The organism is Actinophytocola sediminis, from assembly GCF_054779715.1.
In genome coordinates this window covers 1-23,058 of record NZ_BAAGXS010000014.1, presented here as the reverse complement: position 1 = coordinate 23,058, position 23,058 = coordinate 1, and the positions used below count along the sequence as shown (strand labels likewise).

Genomic DNA, 23,058 nt, shown 5'->3' with positions numbered 1-23,058 from the left:
GACCCACGCCGAAGCCGAGGGACTGTTCCAAGATCGGTCTTTCGGGTCCGAACACGTTGGTCGAAGGTGCGGCGGGATGGGCGCTGTGAATGGGTGACGTCGGAGCTTGTGAGGTCACCCAAGAGCGACTGGAAGCCAATGTGGGGGTGGTCGCCGGTGCAAACCGCGGCAGCGATGGTGGCGGAGCCTTCGTGTTCGGGGGCTGAGTTGCGTCAGGCCGTCGCGTTGCGGATGGTGATCAATTTCAGCCGTCGCACTTTCGGCATGAGGACGCGTTGGGGTGGCCACTCGTCGTTGTCGCGACGCCGCGCGCTGTCGATCGGTCGCTGGCGGCGTCCGCCTCGGGGTGATCTCTACTGGTGAACATCTGTAGTGGTCGGCCTGCGAAGGGTGGCTCGACAGGTGTAGTTCGATCCTCTGAGCTGCGGTTACTCGCGGTTGAGTGCAGTTGGAGCACGGTTGGAAGAGTTCTACTGTGGCAACGTAGATCAACAAGTGCGCTGACCTGCAGGAATGTGACTCTGGCAGGTCAGCGTACGTCTGTTCAGAGTGGTTGAGTGCCGTTCAGCGTCGTTCGACGGTGCAGCTGGCTCCCAATTTGCTCCCATAGTTCGCTCCCGCGTGCTCCTCGGGAGCCCCAATTGCGAACGCTCGGCGGCATGAGCGGATTATCGGTGTGACGTTCGATGCGAGACTTGGCAGACTGATCGAGTTACGTTTGAAGGACGGAGTGGCGGGATGAGGTTGGCCGAAGCGCTGGCGTTGCGGGCGGACGTGGCGCGTCGCGTCGAGCAGTTGCGGTCGCGGATTGTGGGCAATGCTCGTTACCAGGAGGGTGAGGAGCCGGCCGAGGACGCTGTGGCGTTGCTGACCGAGGTCGGCGATGCGCTCGACGAGTTGGAGTCGCTGATCCGTCGGATCAACCGCACCAACGCGGTGACCCCGCTGGGGGAAGGCACTCTCACGGACGCGATCGCGCGGCGGGACACGTTGCGGCTGCGGCACGGCGTGCTCACCTCGGCTGCTGACGCCGCGGCTGGCAGCGGGCGCCCCGGCGTCAGCCGGCAGCTGCGCTCGGAGCTGGCGTTCGTGCCGGCGCTTCCGGTGGCTGGGTTGCGCGGGCAGGCCGATCAGGTCGCGCGGCAACTCCGCGAGCTGGATATGGGCATCCAACGCGTCAACTGGGAGGCCGAGCTGCTTGACTGACCACTGCACGGGACGCGGGAGCAGGTAGTCGTCCGGGAGGCGGGCACAAGCCGGGCCGGCGGCGAATCCGGCCTCTTGGTGGCGCGGTGGGCAGCGCCTGAGGGTTCGATTCCCTCAATTCACAGCGCAGCCCAGCACGGCGCACAGGTGACGGCGCACACGGCACAGCTCATCACCACGTGCCGATCCCAGGCGACGAGGGCGGGCAAGGGGCATCCCGCGTCCCCGTGCGAGTTCGCCGCGCACTGGACACGCCGTGCATTCGAGGCTGGCTGGGCCGCCGCGCCGTGCATGCAGTTCGCGGTTCCGCAGTCGGAAGACCGCGACCGCCGGCTCACCAGCCTGTTGCGCCCTACACCCAGTGCGATAGCCGACCAGGCCATCGGCCGAGGCATAACCCGGACTCCCGCACATCGGCATTCGCGGGCGGCCTGCGCACCGGGCGCTCGCTCCGCGGCACGAGAGTGCGTCCAGTCTCAGGTAGATCGTCTGGTACTTTCGCGACGTCGTGATAGTTACTCGACAAGGAGGTGGCGAGTTTGTTTTCGTCCTCCCTCCGTTCCCTGGGAGTTTGTTGGCCGAACCGCGGCAGGGACCATCCGTAAGCTGGGTTGGAGTGGGCAAATCTACGCACCCAGGGCGCTCCGGCGGAGAAAAGTACCGGGCAGGCGTGGACCAGCACGCGCCTGAGAGGCCAGGGTGGGGGCTCGTTGAATGACGAGCCCCCACTACCTACTTCGCAACGACAATCCTTCCGGCCGCGCGGCGGGGTGGTCTCGATGGATCATCGCAACACTGTGTTTCTTCGGGTTTTGGAGGGATGCGGTGGTTGTGGTGAGGAGCGCGTTGTCGCCGGTGGGGTGGATGAGGTGTGGCGGCGGTGGCGGTCTGGGCAGGCGGTGAAGGTGCTGGCTCGGGCGATGCGCCGGCACCCGTCAACGGTGCGTGATCTGCTGAGACGGTGACGGCGGCACGGCGTTCAGCTGTGGTCCCGCAGGTGAGCTTCAGGCTCTGCGCAGTGGCGCCGAGACGCGGATGACCCTCGCCGACCGGCATGGTGACGTGATCGCCGGCTTCGACCCCACCGCGTACGACATCACGATGAACGACACCGCCGAGTTCGACCCCTTCGGCAAACGGGTCGACAGCAGCGGAACCGAGCGCCCGATCGGCTACCAGGGCGACTACGCCGACCCCGACACCGGCGACGTCAACATGACCGCCCGCTGGTATGACCCCACGGCCGCCACCTTTACCAGCAGGCTATTCCTATGCCGGCGGATCACCTCTCAACTACACAGACTCCACCGGTCATGATTTCTTCGATGAGTACTGTCGCTCCAACCCAGGCGGTTTTCTCTGCCAGATTCCGTACATCTGGGATGAACCTCCAGGCGGAGCCGGATCTGGCCTCGGAGGACTTCCAGACAGCTCTGGTTGCGGTTCACCGGTGTCGCCCGAGAAGAAGGCGTTCGGCTGCTGTCCCGCGGATCGAATGTTCGCCTCATGCGCGGCGGGCGGGACTGGCCCGTCCGGCATGGCCGGTGGATGGTCCGGCTCCGGCGGAGGCTCCTTCAGCACAGGCGGTGGAAGAAACGGCCTTGGTGGTGCCAGCGCGCCCCGCCTCGACCCAGCCATCGCCGACCCAGCCATCGCCGCCCGAGCGGCCAACCGAGCCGCCGCCTTCAACAACCCCGCACCCATCCCACAAGCGATGTTCACCCCGATGTACGGCGGTTCGATAGCACCACCGGTGTCATCCGCACCTGACCTGCCCTCCCACCGCGCATCCGACTACCGCTGTGTGGACGGTGTGAGGTGGAAAGTGGAGCAAACAGCGCGGTGCTTGACTCCGTTCAAACTGGGGCACTGTGCCTTGCCGGTTAGCCGGGGTAGGTCCACTCCCAGCCTCGTTGGCCGTCTTCTTCGCCGCCCATCAGCTGCAAGGCGATGGTGCCCGAGCCTTCGGTGACTTCCAGGTCCATGATGCCCTGATACTTCTGGTTCGGGCCGTAGGTGTTGGGCAGCTTGTTCGTCGAGGGGTCTGCGCATATCCCGAGGTTGGTGTCCCGAGTGACGCCGTCCTTGCCGACCTCCACGAAGCTGAACGGGTTGATGATCCCGCCGACCCGGTCCACGACACTGGGGTCGTCGCCGGTGGCGATACGGAGGTGCAGCAGCAGCGTGTGTCCGCTGTCCGGGTGGGAGCCGAACTCGGCGCACCGTGGGTCCACTTCGACCTTGTCGATGGCGAACGAAACGCCGCCCTCGCAGTTCTGGCCTGCCCCGCCGAAACAAGCCGTTTCCCCGAGCCGCTTGACGATGAAACCCCGCTCGTTGGTGATTGCCTTGGTCTGCGCGTCCGCTGTGGTGTCGGTGTTTGTCGCAGGCAGTTCGGGCGCGTTCTCGCCGGTGCCTGCGTTGATGTTGCTGCCGCAGCCCGCGAGAGCGGCCACCGCGCATCCAGCCAACGCGAGGCGCTTCACCATGTTGTTCACGTTCTACTTGGTCCTGTCGCCGACGGGGTTTGCATGTCGCACTACCCATCGTCGTACGGAGCATGTCGTTACGGGCCCACGTGATCGGGGACGCGGGCCCACTGCTCTGCAACGACCTGCCACCGAGGTCACCTGAGTCTGGCGGAGGGCGTATATGGGCTCGACATCGGTTATGTTGCATCTCGCGACCAGTTCTGGGCGGCCGTCCATGAGGACTGTGTAGTGCGGGCGATGTTCGCGGGCGAGTAGCGCCGGACCCAGGAGGTCCATCTCGATATGTTACGTAGCCGGTAGGTATCGGCTTACTGGGGGATGGGTGGTGATATGGAGGGTGTCCCGGGCTCGAGTCGCGGCGACGAACAGGAGGGAGCGGTCCTGGTGTTCGCGACGGGCGGCGTCTTGGGGGTTGGCGACCGCGACGGGCTTCTTGGGAATGACGCCGTCGGTGACTGCGGCGAGGATGACACGTTCGTATTCCAGGCCCTTCATGCGGTGCATGGTGCCGACGTGAATGTCGCCGTCGCCTTTGGGGCCGTCCTTGGTCAGTTCCGCGTGGCTGATCCCAGCGGTCGACAGCGCGGTGATGATCTGGTTGACGTGGTCGTGGTCGGCGGCACACACGGCGATGGTGCTGCGCGGATTGTCGTCGCGCCAGGCAGTCAGCGTGGTCACCAGGCCAGCCAACTCGTCCTGCCACGTGGGATAGCGGACTATCGTGGGTTCCGCGCCACGCAGCACGGAGCGGTAGCCGTCAATGGTTTCGGTGCCGTCGTCGAGGTCGTCGTAGGGGATCTCGGCCGGCGCGACGATCTGGATCGCCTTGGCCAGAATCTGCCAGGTGGAGCGGTAGCTGAGGGTTAGCCGGGTGGACCGGCCGCGGATGTTGATGCCGAGTGCGCCAAGCGCGACCTGGTGCTGGTAGATCCGTTGGTAGGTGTCACCGGCGATGAACATGTCGTTCGGGCCGAGGGCAACCATGGCACGCAGCATGGTCCAGTGAGCGGCGCGCAGATCCTGTGCCTCGTCGACGACCACGTGCCGGTAGCGGTGATGCCGGTAGTGCGTGCCGGCACTGTCGTCGGCGGCCCGGCCGGCGTGTCCGTCGCGAGCGGTGACCTTGTCTGCGCGGGCCCTTTCGAGACGGGCCGCACGGTCGGCGAACTGGCCCCAGGTTTCGACCCCGTCATTGTCCAGCCGGGCGGTGAACTGCTCGATGATCTTCCACACCGCTGCTCGGTCCAGCCTCGTCAGCGCCCGGCCACGGCCTGCTCTGCGTGCGTCGAAGTACTCTTTTCGGCTGGTTACCGCTCGACCGAGAATGACCTGGTCCCATTCCTCGAACAGGAACCTCGCGTCGAAACGGCGTTCCTCCAGTTCGGCGAGCAGCATGGCGAGTCGGTCGATCGCGGCTACGTCGCTGATCCGGCGCTTGCGGCCGGTCGCGCTCTCGGTGACGACTCGCGCGGCCAGTTGGTCGATGGTGAGGACGTCCACGCGGTCCTGCTGCTCTGGTTCGAGCAGTGAGTCAAGTCTGGCACGCAGGTCCTCGGTGAGGTTTCTGGTGAATGTGGTGAGCAGGATGGCCTTGTCCGTACCGGGAGGCAACGCCTCAATGAGGTGCTTGACCCGGTGTAGCGCGACGACCGTCTTGCCGGTGCCTGGTCCGCCGGACACCCGTGCGGGGCCGTTGTAGTCGCGTTTGGCCGCCTTTGCCTGGGTGGGGTGCAGGAAGACCTTCCAGGCGCGGAAGTCGCCTTCCGCCAGCACTTCGAGGATCAGGTCATCCGCCGTGGTCACCGCGGTGCGGGCGAGCGCGGCTGGCAGGTCGTCGGCGTAGCCGGGGGTCAGCTCGACCGCGACGTCCTGGGTGATCTCGCGGCGAACTTCGTCGATGCTCATGCCGGCGGCGAGCCCGTAGAGCACGTCGGTTGACAGTAGCGGGGCACCCTTGACCAACTGGTCAAGTTCGGCGCTGTCGGTCACCGCGACCGCGAGGTCGATCAGCGGCTCGCTGACACCGAGTTCACGCAGGTCCTCCGCGCTGACTCCGGCTAGCAGCCGCGCGGTCGGTGGTTGCGCGGCCGGTTCTGGTCGCGGCGCCGCTGGTTGCTCCGGCTCGGTCGGAGTGAGCGTGATGCCAACCTTGCGCAGCACGCTGTCTCCGACGACGGAGAGATCAGCGAACTCGATCTCTCCGGTGATCCGGTTGACCGCGACCGTCAGTTCCTCGTACACGTCCTTGCGGTGGCGGACAGCGATCACCAGCCAGTTCGCCACGCCCTGCGCATCGACTCCGAGCTTGGCCAGCAGCACGCGGTAGGCGGCATTGAGCCGCGCGCGGAAGATACGGCCGTTTCCCTTCAGCGGCTTGAGGTCCAGGCTGGGGTGGTCGGGGTTCTGCCGGAACCGATGCGTGAAGTCGACGAATGATGCTTTTTCCGGGCGTGCCAGATCGTAGATCTCGCGGTCGGCCTTGTGGTGGACGCTGAGTCGAACAGTCATCGGGCGCCTCCGGCATCGGGAACGGCGGCGAGCAAGGTGTCGAGTTCGTACGAGTCCTCGACGGTGTGCACGGTCCAGCCTTCCGCGCCGAACAACTCGTTGCGGCGCTGCGCTTCGCTGCCTTCGTCGAGCACGATCACGAGCCGCTGGTTCGGCCACGCGAAGTCGGCCTGCCATCGGCCCGGGCCCAGTTCGTACCCATACACCGGGGCCTCCTTACCCAGTTTGGCGAGTCGATGTGCCAGTACGGTCAGCACCGAGGCCGGTGCGTCCTCCTCCAGCAGCGCGAGGATCTCCGTCCACACCGGGTCCTTCGGCGCGTCGCTGGTCGGAGCCGGCGCAGGAGCCGCGGCGGCGGTGCATGTGGCGAGCGTCTCGACGGGATAGTCGGGTGCGGTGCTGGTGGCGAGCGCGATTCCGTCTCCGCCGCCGGAGGCGAGGAACTGGATCAGGTTCGACCAGTAGAGCCAGGCCCACCATCGTTTTTTGTGGTCGTTGGTCTCCAGCGCGGCGGCGGCGTCGTTGAGCAACGCGATCGCGCTCCACCGCACCTGTGGCAACGCTCTGCCCGCGCGACTGTCCAGCACGTACCGCAGCGGCAGGCCGTTCGTGTCGCGCGCACGCAGCACGGTCAGGCCGCCGTCTCTGTCCACCGGCGCGGCGAATGACTGACCGGCTAGCTCGGCACGCAGGACCTTACCGACGTCAGCCGGACCGGCGTTCACGACGACCGGGTCGGGGGCGACGGTGAGCCCGGCGACCAGCGCGGCCGCCCGGTGTGCCCACACCGTCTGGTCGGGGTCACGCAGGTAGGCGAACAGGGTCCACATTGGGTTGGTGAACACTGTGACAGCCAGGTCCGCCCGCTTGCCGCCGAGGTCCTCGTAGACTTCCCGAGCCTTGTCCTGGGCACTGCCCGAGTAGGGCGGCCACACGGGTTTCGCGTCCGTGGCCGTCTCGGTGAACAGGTCGATGTCGGACCAGGTCACGCCGAACACGACCTGACCGTCGCCGCGCAGTCTGGTGCGGATGGCGGCGTCGGCGGCGATCCTGTTGTGTTCGCGGGTCGCGTGGAAACGGTACCCGTCCAGGTAGACCGTGACGGTCCGCGGCGGGCCGTCGACCCGTTCGAAGGTGAAGTCGGTGCGGGTTCGGTCGAGGTAACGCTGTGCGGTGAGCCGCCAGCGCACCACGTCCTCACGATCGGTGAAGCGCAACGCGGCACTGCCGCGGCTCTCTTCGTCAAGCGCGACGGTCGCGTCACCGGCCACCCAGGTTCGCAGCGCGGCGAGGAACCGGGCCTCCAGATCGGACTCGACCTGCTTGTCCAGCCCGATGACGTTCGTGTCGGCGACGTCGGTGGTCTCCCACTTGTCGAGCACGGTTTCGCCGATGTCGTCGACGGTGCCGAGCAGATCGGTGAGGATCTCGAGCGCTTCCTCCCGGGACACGATGTCCTGGTAGCGCTCCTCGGTGTAGCGGTGCAGGCAGCGGTGGCAGGCGCGGCGACCCTGCTCCCGGCATCGGCAGGTCAGCAGCACGCGGCGGGCGGCGCGCAGTGTCTCGCCGAACGCCTCGGAGTCGGTCAGCCGGTGCAGGTACCCGGTGCCGCCAGGCAGCTGGTCGAACACCACCAGGTAGTGCCGGCGGGTGCCAGTCGGGCCATCCGGCACGACCGCGAGCACGGTGTCCAGATGTTGTGGATCGCCGCCGAAGTGCCGGTCGATGCCCAGCCGCAGTGCGGCCCGGAACGAGTACACCTTCTCGTCGACGAGCACGGTCGCGGCCGGCAGCAGGATTCGCAGTGCCTCCGTGCGCAGTTCGTGCGCCAGCAGCACCGGCCGCTGGGGCACGTCGGCCGCCCGCTTTCCGCGACGCAGCGGGCACCATGGCTGGTGGTGTTTGACCTCGGGGCGGCGCGCGGCCGACGAGCCGATGCCGTCGAGGGAGTGGTCGAACACCGGCTTGCCGTCCGCGGTGGCCGCTCCGCACGCGGAGCAGACGTGGAACGGCGACAGTCGCACGGTGTGCCCGGCCAGATCGTCCTGTGGGTGCTGGTCGAACCGGGCAGGGCCGACATTGACCCGGCGGATCATCGCGGTGCGACAGAAGTCGACGCCGAAGGTCTCCGTGGCGTGCCGCCAGGACGTGTTCGGCCGGATCTGTCCGGTCGGGATGTCCACGGCGTCGATCACCGTGTAAAAGCGGTGCTCTCGCTCGTCCCGGTCGTCGCTGATCCGCGCGTCGTCTCGTTTGTCCCTGGACGTGACGACGACCGGCTCGACCACGTCGTGGAGGCACGATCCGTCGTCGGCGATGCGGGTGCTCCGGCACCGAGGGCACGGCGACCGGTCGGTGACGGCATGTTCGGTGCGCACGTACCCACAGTCCTGGCAGAACCGCCACTGTCGTACCGCACCCGCCCCCAGTTCGAGCCCGGTGATCTGATGCTGGTACCCGTTGACGTAGAAGGTGTTGCCGGGCGCGAACTCCGACAGCGCGTAGCGCCTCGGTCGCTCGTAGGTGCGCGGTTCGGCTTTGAAGACGCCCTCCTCCGTCGAGTACAGCGTCGCGTTGAGTGTGGTCGTCGCGTCCAGCAATGCGTAGTTGGGCAACAAGCCCAGCGTTACCAACGCTTCCTGTGCGGGCGTGTTGCCAAGGCCGACCAGCCGTCTGCCGATCGAGCGACGCTCGGAGTCCAGCTCGGCGTTCAGCACTGCCGCCTCCGGGTCGCTGTCGTGCAGTTCGGCCCTGGTCTCGTTGATCATGCGTAGCCGGTCCTGCAGTACCTTCTCGCCTGCCCGCCATTCCCCTTCCGCCTGTTCGACGACGCCACGCAGCCGTTCGGTGGCGAACTCGCGCAAGTCGGCACGCGCGTCCGGGTTGACGTCGTCGGGCGAGTTCCGTTCGGGAAACAACGCGAGGAACCCGTCGACCAGTTCCTTGCTGTGCGCGATGGCAGTATCGACCAAGTCATACAGGAAGCCGGACTCGCCGAACAACAGGGGCGCCTTCGGTGGCAGCCCACGCAGCAGGACTCCGTCGGGGCGGGTCAGCCTGCCGTGCGCGGCCAGATCGAGCAGGTGCGCGAAATACTGGCGGTACAGGATCTCGATGGCGGACAGGTGCGCGCCGGGCGGCAGGATCTGGCCGGCGATCATCTCCTCCGGCTGCTCGAGGAAGTACAGGTCGCGGCGGCTGCGGTCCGGGATGGTCAGCAGGTAGGCGTTTCCTGTGCGACGCCCGGCCCGGCCAACCTGCTGCGCGTAGTTCGCGGGGCGGCGGGGAAGCGCGGCGAGCACGACGGCGGACAGTTCCCCGACGTCGATGCCCAGTTCGAGAGTCGGAGTGCAGGACAGTACGTTCGGGTTGTTGAAACCCTTGCCTCGGAACGCCTTCTCTACCTTCTCCCGGTCCGCCCGGGAGAGCATCCCCGTGTGCTCGGCCGTGATCACCTGGTAGGTGCCAGCCTCCCGATAGAGCCTGCGGTAGTAGTCGTCCCGGAAGTCCCGGTCCCGGTGGTGGCGATTGAACGGCTCCCGCTGGTCGCCCGCCACCAGCTCGCCGCGACACCGGTAGGCCGGACACGGCTGCCCGTGCCACTGCCCCAGCAGGCTGGGATGCACGGTCTGCTCCCAGAAGCACCTCGGGCAGCGCACGAACGCCGTGTTGACCTCGTCGTCACTGAGCCGCTGGACGGCGATGTTGCCCGGTTGCAGCCCGTAGATCCGCGCCGAGCTGTCCTTCGGTGTGCCGACCGACAGCAACCCGGCGTTGACCAGCTCCGGTAGCAGTGCCTGCCAGAACACGGGCACTCCAGCTTTGGGCAGTTCCAGGCAACGCTGCACCCACCGCTCGTACCAGCTCAGCCGACCCGCCGCGACGTCGAACTCGCTCCGTTCCTTCGGCGCGGCGAGCAGGAACCGGGGCGCGGCAACGCCTTTCGGGAACGCCCGCATCCCGGGCGGCCGCCCGCCCCACACCGGATAGCGGGTGGCACCCGCCTCCTGCAGGTACGCTGCGAGCCAATGGTGACTCACCGCGCCGCGGGTGCGCAGCCGTTCGAGAAACACCCGCACCAGCGCCAGATAGCGGGCGTCGTCCACGGCGGCCTGCTCGGTGTGGCCGGCGGCCGCAGTTTCGTGCGCCGCCCTGGTCAACGCCACCAGCTCGGCCGGGTCCGGTATGCGCACATGCGCGGCCGCCGTGCGGGTCAGCTCGAGCGTGCGGCCGTTTCGGGACCGGAAACCGAACTCGGATACGGCGTCGAACGCCAACCGCTGCCCGATCAGCTCCCAGGTCCGCCGGTCGCCTCGGCCGCGACCGGCCAGCAGGCCGCGTACGCCCCGCAGGTCGTGTAGGTCGGCCGGCACGACCGCGGCGAGTGTCTTCCGGTCGTCCGTCGCCGCGATCACTGCCGCCATCAGTTCGTGCAGGGCAACAGGATGGTCCTCGCTCAGGGACTGGTTCAGCAACGCACGCAACGAGAACGTGAATGAGCGGGATGCGACGAACCCGGCTCGATGCGCGGCATCCTGCACCGAATCGTTGAACATCAGCGCCTTGTCCTCGTTCTGCGCGGCGTCCAGCTCCCCGCCGGTGAACAGCTGGGTGATCGATGCGGCAGCGAGTGCGGCGGGTCCGGTGCCGAGGAAGCGGATCACGTTGCGGTCGTCGCAGGCAGGACACCAGTCCTGGTCAGCCGCGGTGTTCGCTGTTTTGCTCAGGTTCACCCGCACGAACGCGGAATCCTTGGTGGACAAGCTGACGTCGCCGGTCGCTGTGTAGTCGGCGCTGGTGGGCAAGCGCAGCCTTCCCGCGCCACTGTCGAGCACCTGCACCGATCCGTCGTCTCGACCGTCCCGTGCCTCCGCGTCGGTGGCCGCGATCAGGTTTCGCACCCTGATCTTGTCGCTGCCGGTGGACGCGCGCCGGATGGTGATGCTGTCCAGCTCGATCATCCGGTCGTCGCTCTCCGGGGAGAACACGGCCCATCCTGACCGGCCACAAGCTCGACAGTAGATGGCCGGTAGGAACACCGTCGCCGCATCGGTCGCGGTCATCGTGGTCACTGCCGCGTTGTTGGCCGCAGGGTGCCCGGGCCCCGGCGCGTCCCAGCGGAACTCTGCTCGCGGCCAGGGCAGCACGCCGCGCATCAGCCGCGACACCGACCGCACCCACTGGTGCACCTCGACGTGCACGAACGGCCTCGGCCGGTCGGCTGATGACGCGGGATCGCGGGCGATGGACAGCAGCGCGACGAACCGCGCCAGGGCGAGCGCCGCGATGTCGGGGGACATGGTGACCGCTCGTGCCCACGACGTGGCCCGGACTCGCCACATGATGTTCAGCAGCTGGTCGCTGGTTTTCACCGTCGCGTTGCTCGCGTGCAGTACCGCTGCGGTCAGCGGGTGCCGCTTCAGCTTGGCGCCGAGCACGAACGGATCGAGGTCGCGCTTGTCGGTGACCGCCTCGGCGAGGTCAGCGAGCGCGTCGCCGTCGCGGGCGGGATCGGGCAGCGCCGCCAGGTCCTCCGGCAGCGGCTGCGGCAGCAATGGGTCGAAGTCGTCCGACGGCAGGAACTCGTCGACCGTCTGTCGGTGTTCACCGATGACGGCGTCCTCGTCGAACTGGGTGCCGAACACCGTGGCGGCGACCTCCCGCACCGAGGCACGGGCGTCACCGTCGGCCGCACCGAGGGTGGCGGACGTGGCGACGGGGCAGATGCGGCCGAGTGGCCGGTCCGGTTCGCTCGCGCCGAGCACCGCGGCCAGTCTGCGCAACAGCATGGCCACGTCGGTGCCCTGAGCGCCGTCGTAGGTGTGGAACTCGTCCACCACGACGAACCTCGGGTCCGCGTCTGTCCACAGGGGCACGTCCTGGTCGCGTTGCAGCAACAGGTCGAGCATTTTGTAGTTGGTGATCAGGATGTCCGGCGGCGAGGCCCACATGTCCGCACGCCGGATGTCGACGCGGTCGTAGGAGTTGGCGGCCCGGTCCCCGATGTAGAGGCCGGCGCGCACCCGGTGCAGTGCCGGGTTGGTCAGCAGCAGGTCGTTGATCCGCTCGGCCTGGTCGGTGGCCAGCGCGTTCATCGGGTACAGCAGGACCGCCTTGATCCCGGCCCGGCCAGCGGCCCGCTCCCGCGCACAGTGGTCGAGCACCGGGTACAGGAACGCCTCGGTCTTGCCGGAACCGGTGCCGGTAGTCAGCACGGTCGGCAGTGGTTCTCGGCCATCCTTTGTGGACAGTCGTGCGAACGCGGCGGCCTGATGCCCGTATGGCGTCCAACTGCCTTCCGGTCGCCAGTCGAGCAGGTCCTCCCAACCGGGCGCGGCCTGTGTGAACGGGGTACGCACCCGTAGGAACGGCCCGCGGAACATGCCGGTCTTCTCATTGCCGAGGAACTCGTGCAACGCGGCGCGTGCGCCCTCGTCGGTGAGCGCGTAGGTGGTGGACAGGTACTGCAGGAGACTTTCCTTCAGTTCCCGTGCCTGCAACGTCGGCCTCACGCCTCTGGCACCTCCTGCCGCACCGGATCCCACTCGCCCCGCTCCACCGCGGCGTCCAACCGTTCCTGGAACACCGCGTGCGCCGCACGCATCTCGGCCTCGCGGTCCGCTTTGTGGAAGGGCGCGGTGTAGCCCTCCGGCGCCGGCGCGTTGTCAGGATCGGCGAGGTATTCCTGGAACTGTTTCCAGGACTCCTTGGTCTGCCGCTGCCCGTAGGTGCGCACGTTCCCGGCGATCTTTGAACCGGTCGCGTCGAAGTGAATGTCTGTCTCGTACTTTCGCAGCACGGGGAATCGGCCGCGATATGCGGCGATAAGCATGTCGATGTCCATACCGAGCCACACGGCGACCAGCGCATCGATCTCTACCAGCGCGCTTCGTCGCGCCTGTTCCGTCCGAAGTGGCGTGTCTGGTGTCCATTCCGGTCCGATTGCCTGGAACGGCGCAGGCCCGGGCCAGCGGACCACCCACCTGTCGTGATGCCAAGCCGGGTCATATACCCCTCGCCATAACCGTCGGTACGCGTTGGTCAGACAGTTGAGCCGCAAGGTCCGCAACAATAACGCCGGTGCCAGTGGATGCTCAATCTGCGGAGCCAGCAATGCTCGCGCACTACCCGGCCGGAGGTCGGACAGGTTGGTTATGCGGATGAAATATTCCAGCGGTAGGGCGGAGAAGAATCCTGCGACGAGACAAGTCTCAGCCGTTGTTGCCAGCGCGAGAGTGTGCACATTGTCAACATGCGCGACGCCGGGTGGTACGAGTGCACCGAACAACACTCGCTCAGTGTTGGGTGCGATCTGGCGACGCCATGCGAGCCGGTAGAACTTCGTGAAGCGACGTCGAGCCCATAGGGTCAGGATCTCGTCGTCCGCGTCCGGTGGCAGCTCGTCCTCCGTGACGCCCCGTGCCGACGCGGCCTCGGCACGGGCACGGGCCACGGCACGGTCGCTTCCGCGTAGGACGGCCAGTGCTCGTTGGTCGATCCATCGGTCCTGCGCGGCGAGGTACTGGCGGTCCCAGCCGGGTACCCGGACGTACTCGGTGTCCGGGACGAAGTCGGCGGGCAACGCGGTGAGATCGGCGCCGTGCGGGTCGTTGGAGTTGGCGTCGTGCCTCTTGAACACCGGCGTCGCCACGCCGAGTTGGATGCCCTTGAGTACGACCCGCCGCCAGGTGTGCGGCTGGTACTCACGACCCGTGGCGGGGTCCACCCGGTTGTACTCGATGAGGCCGTCCTTCTTGGCCCCGCTCTCGTGGTATCCGCTGCTGATCCGGGGGGACAGCGAGCCAAGCCGGTGCGGGTAGTTCCCCAGCGCCTCGATGGCGGGCAGTTCGGCGGTGCTCACCGGGAACAGCAGTCGGGTTTCGTTGAGCGGCTGATCGTCGTCTCCGAGCAGTCGGCGCCAGGTTGCCAACCGTGCTGGATTAACCTTGATCACTCTCGCCAGATGTGGCCGTTCGTCGAGCTTTCCGCCTGCCGTGCGGTACTCGGGTGACGGCCCGGAACCGTCGTGGTTCCCCGAATGCCGCAGTGCGTTCGCGGACATGACCCAGGACAGGTGATCGAACGAGATGTCCTGCGTCGAGCCGTATACATGCATGCCGAAGTGGGTGTTCTCGTCGACCGGTTTGGGGAAGAACCGGTGGTTCACGTTCACGAAGTCGCCGTGGATGCGCAGCCGGTGGTAGGCGGCGGCGCGCAGCCGACCCTCCTTCTCACCGACGAAATGGGTGTCCGGATGGATCATCCCAACCGTTCCGGCAGCCGAGGCGTGTGCCCAGACCTGGGTCATGAACGCGCGGTACAGGTCGGGTTGGGTGCCGGTGATCAGTGGATACATCTGGGGTGAGCTGAGCAGCGCGACCTGGGCGGTGACGGCGGCGGACTCGGTCAGCACGTAGTCGCGGACGGTGGGGTTGGTCAACAGCTGGTCGCGCCTGGCCTCCTTGTCCTTTGTGGACTTCTTTTCGGTCAGTTCCCACCACGGGTCGTACTCGGCCAGGACCGCGGACTCGTTCCAGCGGGGACGGACCCAAGGCGGGTTGCCCACCTGGAGGTCGAAACCACCACCCGCGGCGAAGACGAGGGCGAACTCCAGCTCCCAATGGAGGAAGCCGTGTTCGGTGGCGAGTTCGCGGACGGTGTGTAGCCACGGGAAGCGGACTTCCGGGTCGCCCCGGTACATGTGCATGTGCGCGGGTAGATCGTCCTCGTACTGCTTGAGTTGGTCGAGGTCGGTGATCTCGCGGAACAGGGAGTGGTCCGGGACGTCCTCGGTGCCGAGCATGGCTTCCAGGAAGTCGAGCCAGTCATCCAGCTTCGCCAGCGGAACATGGCGGCGCTCCACCGGGCGTGCCTCGGGTTGTTTGGTTTTCGGCTGCTGCACCTCGATCGTGTGCACCGGTCCGACATCGTCGGTGTCCTCGTCGGCGGCGTCGAACAGGTCGCCCTGCTCACCGGCGGTGGGGAACAGGGCGCCCTGGTGGATGATCGTCGGCGCCCGCTCGAGGGTGGTGCCGACGATGTCTGCCAGGTCGGTTCGTACCTCGTCAGGTTCGGTGTACACCGGATCGGTGCCGTCCAGCAGGCCGGCGTCGCGAGCCGGCCAGAACCACAGCGCGCACCAGGCGTCCATGACCGTCCGCAGCCGCCAGTACGGCGTGTCGATCGCGTCGAACAGGTCCGCGCGCACCTGCTCCTTCTTCGCCGGGTGTTTGGGTTGGTGCAGGAACGCGAACTCCGGATCCGCCGGGTCGGCGCCCCAGACGTCGATGCGCCGGGCAATGGCCTGCTCGGACAGCGTCATCCGCTTGACCACCAGCTCCCACAGGAACTCCACGCGACGGGCCGCGTCCCGCAGGCGGGTGAACTGGTTGCGTTTCGCGGTGGACTTCTTCGGTGCTCGCACCACGGCCCGCCGCCACGCCCGCAGCTGTGCGACCTGCGCCCCCGCCAGCTTCTTGGCCTCGGCAGAACCGGTGACCGCGGCCCAACCGGGGTTGGGCAGCAGGAACTGGTGCACTGCGGCCTCCGGCAGCCGCTGCCGGACACCGGCTGACAGGAACGGCAATAGGCTCGGCGCGAGCGGCAGCTTGTCGCGCGTCCACTCGCCGCCACGTACCTCGTCGGCGGTGTACACCGCACGGCGCGCGCCGATCAGGGAGTTGCCCCGGCGCAGATGCAGACCGAACCACGGGGCACGCATGCCCGGGTGCATGGTGTTCAGCCACAGCGACACCTCGGCCAGCTCCACACCGGTGGGATTCAGGTCAACCCCGTAGGCGTTGTGCAGCGCGATGTACGCCATCGCCTTCCGTTTCTCGGTAAGCGCCGTGTCCGTCGGCACCGAGACCCCGCGTTCCTCCTGCCGGCGGCGGAGGTACTCCTCGGCGACCTGGTTGATCGCCTCGTTGAGGAACGCGCCGGAACCCAGCGCTGGCTCACAGATCTTCAGGGACAGCAACCGGGACGCACGGGTCCGCTGCCCGTCCTGGTCGAGCAGGTGGCGCAACGCCAGCTCGACGGTGACTCCGGCCAGCGACTCCGGGGTGTAGTAGGTCGCGCTGATCTCCCGGTCACGGCCGGCGAGTCGGTAGACGAACGTGCCAGGCGGGTAGCGTTTCACCCCGCGCCTGCCGTGTGCTTCGTCGTGCGCGCCGTACTCGACCAGCGTGTTCGCCGGATAGTTGGTCTGCCGATGTGTCGGGACCAGCCAGGAACCCTCTTCCGGGTTTCCCTTCTTCGCCAGCTCGCACAGCTCTTCGCCGGCGATGACGCCCGTGTAGGGCATCAGTCCCTCGTACACCGCGCCGAGCTGGTTGATGCCGAGGTTGCGGTAGGAGATGAAGCCGCCCCGCCCGCCGCGTTTGGTCGCACGCTTCATGGTCAGCAGCCGCAGCACCTCGTGCAGTGCCGAGTTGCGCAGTCGCAGGTCCAAGAACCCGTCCTGGTACGGGTGTTCGCCGATCAGGATGATCGCGTCCTGATCGAACAACTCGCTGCGCAGCGGTTCGAACCGCAGGCCGCGGCCCTCGCTGCGGCGCTCGTTCTTGGCCTTGACGGTGTCCTCGTCGTCGCCGGGCAGCAGGTCGTCCGGCTCGGTGCCGTACTCCCGGTGCCCCTCGTTGACCTTGGTGAACAACAGGTCCAGCGACGCGTACAGGTGGAACCCGTTCTTGGCCTCCTCCTCGACGAGCACCTCGTCGCGCGCGACGAGCTCTCGCAACCGAGCGATCGAATAGCCGGCTTCGTAGCTGCCGTCGTCGGCGGGCAGGATACCCAGCTCCGGACGCGACTCGGCGTAGAGCAGGAACAGGATGCGGTACAGGTACCGCAGTGACTCGTGGGTCAGCTGCCGGGCGAACGGGATCTTGCCTTCGATCTCCTCCGGTGCCACGTCGGTCGCCCGCAGTCGGTCGAGTACCTCGTTGGCGATGATCTCCACCGAGCGCTGCAATCCGGCGCGGAGGTCCTTGTCCACTCCGACGGCGTTGTCCGTGGAATTCTTGAGCAGTTCGTCCATCGGGATGCCGGTGCCGTCCGCGGCCGGGGTGAGCACCCATCGGGAGAACAACGCCGCGATGGTTGCCAGTTCGCCGTTCTGCCTGACGTCGTTGCGTTCCAGCGCCAGGTCCAGGTTGGCGGCCAGGAATCGGCCCTCCGACCACGCCTGCCGGTCAGCCAGCACGATCAGGCCGCCACACAACAGCACCACGAACCTCGGTCGGGCGCCACCCGCCCCGCCAAGCTCACAGCCGAACAGCCACGCGGCCATCCGCTGCCCGGTCTCGTGGCGTTCGGCGGCGCCGAGCACCACCGGGTTCAGCAACCGGCCGGCGCCGGTATCGGCGACCGCGTCGTCGACGGTCTTCGTCCAGCCGCAGTCCAGCGCCACGATCCCGTCACCGTGCCAGGCCACCGGTATCTCGTGGTCCCGGCCGGACCGATGCACGGTCAACCGGTCGAGCGTTTCCTTCCGTGCCTTCGGGTCGTCCTCGCGGTCACCGTAGAACCCGAGTGCGACAAGGATCTCCTGGTGCCAGGTGGACAGTCGCTTGACCAGCTCGGGTTCGGGTGCGGTGTCGGCATCCGGTTCGGTGACGTCGGCGAAGTACTCGCGCACGTCGGCGGTGAAGTAGCCACCGCGCAGGGTCCGTAGCCGTTGGCGTGGGGTCGTGCGCTTGTCGTGCGTGTCCTTCTCGATGATCGTCCAGTCGGCGAGCGGGTTCTTCTTCAGTGCGTCCGGCAGGTCCTCGGCGAAGTAGTGCGCGGCGAAGTACTCGCCTCGGTTCGTGATCGAGTCGAAGACGGTGCTCATGCCCGCTACCGCCCTTCCGCGTACAGGGGGTCGAGCACCGCGACCAGTCGCAGCATGGGCGCGCCGGCGGACTTCATGGCGGCGACCAGTTCCTCATGGCGGCGAGCCGTCTGGTCGATCCGCGTTTTCGAGCTGCTGGACACCGCGATGTCCAGCGCCAGCTGTTTCCAGCGTTTCGCCCGTGCCTCGGCGGGCGCGATCGCCCGCGCCACCCGGGCCGCGTACTCGTGTTCCCGGTCGGCCAGATAGTCCCGCGCCCGGTCGATGGCGGTTGGCAGCAACGTGCCCAGCATGGCCAGGGCCGGTGTGGTCCGGCCCGGCATGGTCGGCGAAACCCCGCACGCGGCAAGGAAGTCCACGGTCATGCGCACGACCCGTGGTCGGTCGGGGAGGCCGACCACGGCCATCCACTCCACCATCGTCGGCCGGCCGAGCGCGTTGGCGTAGCTGCCCTGTACCAGGAACACCGGTCCGGTCAGCTCGTCGTTCAACCGTTCGTCGATCGCCGCCGCACGTGCGGTGTCGGCGACGTAGGCGAGCACGAACGCCTCGTCGTGCCGGGCCGCTGCCAGCGCTTTGTCGGTCACCCAGTCCAGTACCGGATGAATATCGGTGACATAGCTGACGTTGGGCCACTGCGTGTCACTCGATTCGCGGGCAGCGACTAAGCGCTTCTCCGCGAGTCCTTTGTCGAAGGTGATCCGCAGCCGGCCGGGCGAGCCAGGGGTCGGCATGATCCCCTGCTCGTCGAGATAGGACTTCGGCAGCGACTTGAGCCGGTAGAGCAGGTCGGCGGGCGGCTCGAACGCGACGGTGCCGTCCGAGTCCCGGCGCAACGCGAGTTCGGCTTCCGGCCCGGTCGGGCAGATCTGGCGCAACGCCTCCTCGAAGTAGTCCTTGGTGGTGGCGAACACCGTCGGCACGCGCGCCGTGGCCACCTCGACCGCCTTCGGTGTCGTGCCGACGTTGCCGAGCACGTCGGCGAGGAAGTCCCCGCTCTCCTTCCGGGACGTCGCGTGCGACAGCTCGACGCTCCGTCCCCCGATTAGGTCCTTGACCAGCCGGTTCTCCTCATCCTGCTGGCGATACAGGCCGGTGACCGTCTCCGCGGTGCCCTCGATGCGGTGCGCCTCTTCTTCGCGGGCCAGCAGCTTCGCGCCGACCAGCCGGTCGTCCAACGTGACCGGCTCGCCCCGCTCGTCGCGCCGCCACTCGACATCGCTGGTCAGGATCAACGCGCGGAACTCCGGTGGGAACGCCTGTCCGTACCGGTCGATCCGCCCGTTGCGCTGCTCGATCCGGATCAGCGACCACGGCAGGTCAAAGTGGACGAGTTGGTTGCACTGCTGGTGCAGATTCACGCCTTCGGATGCGATGTCCCCGGTGAACAGCAGCCGAACCGGGTCCATGCGCAGCCCGAACGCCTCCACGATGCGCTTCTGCTCCACGTCGGTGGTCGCGTCCCGGTGCATCACAGCGACCGCACCGTCGTAGGCCAGCCACGGCTTGTTCTTCTCCGCTTTGCCCTTCCGTCGGAACCCGAGCCGCGCGGGTACCGCCTCGGCGAGCCATCGCAACGTCGGGATGCTCTCGGAGAACACCACCACCCTGGTCGACGACCCGGGCCCGACACCGAGCCCCGCCAACACGTCGACCAGCGCGGCGAGCTTCGAGGCGTCATCATCGGTGATGGCCTCGGTTAGAGATCTGAGTTCGAGCAATGCTCGCCGTTCCGTCTCCCGACCCGCCTTCGCCACGGTGGCCAGTCGGGTGGAGATGGTTCCCAGCAGCGCTCGGTGTGAGGACAGGAACGACTTGAGCAGCCGGTAGCCGATCAACGGCTCGGCCGCCCCCGCACCGCCGTCACCGGGCAGCCAACGCGTGGCCAGTTCAGCGAAGACCGCCTGTTCCCGGTCGCTGGCGGGCACCCGAACCGGCGTGGATGGTCCCCGGTCAGCCCATTCGCCCCGCAGGCCGTCCCGCACCTCGGGCGCGGTCTTGGTACGTCGGATGAACAGGTGCGCGAGATCCCTCGGGTCATACCTGGTGGGATCGGCGATCGCCGCCTCGTCCAGCAGGCTGATCAGCTCGGCGAAGGACCTGGCGTTCCCGTTGTGGGGAGTGGCGGAGGCCAGGATCAGCGCGTCGGTCCGGCCGGCCAGCAACCGGGCGAGTTCGTTGTTCTGCGTGCCGCGGTTGATCAGGTTGTGCGACTCGTCGATGACCACCGCGTCCCAGTCGATGCCACGCAGGTGATGGGCGTAGGTGTCGCTCTTGAGTGTGTCGACGGAGATGATGGCGCGCTTGAAGTACGCGAACGGGTTGCGACCGGCCGGAATGTCCTGCTGAACACGCTGGATCCCGGTCGAGTCGAGCCGGACGAGCGGGATGGCGAACCGGGTCCACAGTTCGCGCTGGAACTGCTCGAGCACGTGCGCGGGCGACACCACGAGAATGCGTTCACCGCGGCCCCGGCGAATCAGCTCGGCGAGCAGGATGCCGATTTCCAGCGTCTTGCCGAGCCCGACGACGTCCGCGATGAGAACGCGCGGCCGCAGGTTACGCATCGACAGCGCGAGCTCGGCCGGTCGCAACTGGTGGGTCTGGTAGTCCATCAGGAACCCGTCGGTGAGCGCCAACCCGTGCTCGGTCTGCGGCAGCGCGGTCTTGCGCAGCACCGCCTCCAGGTACAGACGGCTCGCCGGTGGTTCGGCGAGTCGTCGACCACCAGTCGCGTCTTCTTCGGGTCGAGCACTTCGATCTGGTCAGGACCTTCGATGTCCTCGTAGAACACCGCGTCCGTGCCGCGAACGAACGGCGACACCCCGGTCGCCTCTATCATCCAGCCGTCCCGGGTGTTGGCCACCTTGCGGACCAGCCACTGCTCGTCGCGTACCCGCACCTGCGCCCCTGGCGCGAACCGCGCCGGCCGCCCACCACCACTCACGCGGACCGCCTCGACGAACTCGACCACAACAGCAACTGCCTCCCGTACTGCTCGCGCAACTGATCAGCGACGCGCTGGCGCGCCGGCATCAGACCCGGCGGCGCCGTGGGCGCCGGTTCCTCCGGCTCGGCCTCGGGAATATCAACAATTTCGCCCCCGATTCCGACGGCCCGGTCCAACGCCCGGTCCTGGCTGGGAAGGTCCGTGAACAGCTCGGCCAACTCGGCCATCCGCTTCGCGAACGATGGTGACTGCTGATGCGCGTCCGTGCCATCCCGAAATGTGTGAGAAATCAGCATTCGGCGTACGTCGCGAACGGTGGTTCCGGCTGACTCAAGCAGTTCGGTACACATCTCGAGCACGGTTGCCAGCGTTGGCCGGGCGTCCGAATCATATGAGAGTAATGAGCTGACCAGCGGTTTTAGTGCCGCTGGAAGGCCATCGAGATTCGGCTGAACCGCTCGGTCGCCAATCCTGCTCAACGTGACGAAACCACCGTCGTCGCCATACGGGAGTTGTCGAGTTGCTGCATATAGCAGCATTGATCCAAGCGCATGCATGTCCGTCTTCACGGTAATCTCCGAAGAGCCGTCCACCTGCTCTGGAGCCATAAAGGAAACCGTGCCGATCAATTTGCCACCCGAGGAAATACTCTCCTCATTCCGGTCGGTGAACGCGCCGAGGCCAAAATCGATCAGCACGGGACCACGGCCGCTCAGAATGACATTCTGTGGCTTCATGTCTCGGTGCACCAGGCCCGCACCATGCACTCCGCGGAGCCCGTCGACGATCACTACCCCAAGGCCGACCACCAGTGGCGCCGGCAGGGGACCGTGCTGCGTCACGTAGTCCCGTAATGTCGCCCCGGCGACGTACTCCATGGCCAGCCAGGGCTGCGCTGCGAACGGATCCGCGTCCAGGAAGCGGGCGACCTGGTTGGTCCCGATCACGGCCTGCGCGATCAACGCCTCCCGCTCGAACCGCCTCCGTGTCTCCACGTCTATCTTGTCCTGCCGGATCACCTTGACCGCGACCTGCTCACCCGCCTCCGACCAGGCAAGATAAACACGCCCCATCCCGCCACGACCAAGCTCCCGGTCCACCGCGAAGCGGCCGATCATTGCGGGTAACTGATCCATGGCTACCTAATGTCTCCATCTCCGCCGATCGTCACAGCCGGCACTCCTCAGCGGCCAACCGTATCCAAAAGATCGCATGATACATATGAAAATATGGATTTCCCGAATAAGGCACTTGGTCGTGGTCTGACGGGCGGGCACTAATGGAGGTGTAAGCGTCCATTGATGCCTTCGTAAAGTACGGGAGTTGGTGCCCGTAAGCTTTTTCGCTGTCCGAGCAGGTGAAGTAGTCCGAATGGGTGCCCGGCGGAGACACCGTCGACCGGGCTGCTCCTTGACCGTGCGGGAATAGGGCGGCCATGGGAAGTGATGGGGCGGCACGGGGCATACGCTGCGGAAACAGGCGGGTATTGTGCGCGGTGGCAGAACCAGGAGGAGGGACGCGTGATGGGGGTACGAGTGCTGACCCCTCTGGCCGCTGCTCGCGAGGTCGCCGGTTACACCCAGGAATCCCTGGCCGTGGCGTTGAAGGTTGAGCGCACCACTATTGGTCGGTGGGAGCGTGGCGTGCAGTCGCCACAGCCTTGGCAGCGGCGTGGTCTCGCCACCGTTCTGCGGGTCTCCCTCGACGAACTGGACGTCCTGCTGCGCCGTACCGTCCGACGCCCCGACACGGCCTTCGGCCCTTCCGTGTCTGCAGTCCGAGCACCGGTCAACGTTGAACTCGTCCCGTCCATACCCATTTCGGCGAACGCCCGCGAACACCCACCAGCGGCCGAGGTCGACGTCATCCACGCCGCCATCCCACGCCTTCGCCGTGCCCTGGACCGACTGGACCTACCCGACGACGGACCCACCAGAACCCCGGCCAACCTGCAGGGCGACATCATCCGCGCCAGCGACGACCGGTTGCAGTCCCGCTACGGCCGCCTGGCTCGCCGCCTGCCCGATCTCATCGCCGAACTGGCCCGCGCCGGCCAGTTCGGCGACACC

10 protein-coding genes are annotated in these 23,058 nt (G+C 67.1%); 3 read left to right on the top strand and 7 right to left on the bottom strand.

The annotated features are described in order from the left end of the window. Window positions 1-738: 738 nt before the first annotated feature. The gene (locus ACYVIP_RS08210; RefSeq protein WP_460393748.1) at window positions 739-1,206 is read left to right on the top strand and encodes a DIP1984 family protein; all 468 of its coding nucleotides are present in this window, start codon (window positions 739-741) and stop codon (window positions 1,204-1,206) included. Between the two features lie 1,035 nt (window positions 1,207-2,241). After that, a complete protein-coding gene (locus ACYVIP_RS08205; protein ID WP_460393746.1) occupies window positions 2,242-2,523 on the top strand; it encodes an RHS repeat-associated core domain-containing protein in 282 nt (93 codons plus the stop codon). 566 nt (window positions 2,524-3,089) lie between these two features. Here ACYVIP_RS08205 and ACYVIP_RS08200 read toward each other — a convergent pair. The 7 genes from ACYVIP_RS08200 to ACYVIP_RS08170 all read right to left on the bottom strand — a co-directional run bounded on the left by ACYVIP_RS08200 (window position 3,090) and on the right by ACYVIP_RS08170 (window position 22,125). Further along, window positions 3,090-3,695: a hypothetical protein gene (locus ACYVIP_RS08200; protein ID WP_460393758.1), complete on the bottom strand. Its 606-nt coding sequence runs from the start codon at window positions 3,693-3,695 to the stop codon at window positions 3,090-3,092. Between the two features lie 288 nt (window positions 3,696-3,983). Next, complete coding sequence (locus ACYVIP_RS08195) at window positions 3,984-6,206, bottom strand: UvrD-helicase domain-containing protein (protein WP_460393744.1); 2,223 nt, start codon at window positions 6,204-6,206, stop codon at window positions 3,984-3,986. Then, the gene (locus ACYVIP_RS08190) at window positions 6,203-12,718 is read right to left on the bottom strand and encodes a DEAD/DEAH box helicase (RefSeq protein ID WP_460393742.1); all 6,516 of its coding nucleotides are present in this window, start codon (window positions 12,716-12,718) and stop codon (window positions 6,203-6,205) included. Before ACYVIP_RS08190 ends, ACYVIP_RS08195 begins: the two co-directional genes overlap by 4 nt. After that, window positions 12,715-18,039 (bottom strand): class I SAM-dependent DNA methyltransferase, encoded by a 5,325-nt coding sequence (locus ACYVIP_RS08185; protein WP_460393740.1) that lies wholly within the window; start codon window positions 18,037-18,039, stop codon window positions 12,715-12,717. Before ACYVIP_RS08185 ends, ACYVIP_RS08190 begins: the two co-directional genes overlap by 4 nt. A 5-nt stretch (window positions 18,040-18,044) precedes the next feature. Next, window positions 18,045-20,717 carry an SNF2-related protein gene (locus ACYVIP_RS08180; RefSeq protein ID WP_460393738.1) on the bottom strand — a complete coding sequence of 891 codons (2,673 nt, stop codon included), beginning with the start codon at window positions 20,715-20,717 and terminating at the stop codon, window positions 18,045-18,047. Then, on the bottom strand, window positions 20,654-20,986 hold the full coding sequence (locus tag ACYVIP_RS08175) for a hypothetical protein (protein WP_460393736.1): 333 nt from the start codon (window positions 20,984-20,986) through the stop codon (window positions 20,654-20,656). The genes ACYVIP_RS08180 and ACYVIP_RS08175 overlap by 64 nt, the downstream gene beginning before the upstream one ends. Beyond that, the gene (locus tag ACYVIP_RS08170) at window positions 20,983-22,125 is read right to left on the bottom strand and encodes a serine/threonine-protein kinase (RefSeq protein ID WP_460393734.1); all 1,143 of its coding nucleotides are present in this window, start codon (window positions 22,123-22,125) and stop codon (window positions 20,983-20,985) included. The genes ACYVIP_RS08175 and ACYVIP_RS08170 overlap by 4 nt, the downstream gene beginning before the upstream one ends. Before the next feature lie 387 nt (window positions 22,126-22,512). On the opposite strand from ACYVIP_RS08170, the gene ACYVIP_RS08165 reads away from it, so the two are divergent. After that, window positions 22,513-23,058, top strand: a 546-nt coding sequence (locus tag ACYVIP_RS08165) for a helix-turn-helix transcriptional regulator (RefSeq protein ID WP_460393732.1), incomplete at its 3' end; no start/stop codon positions are given.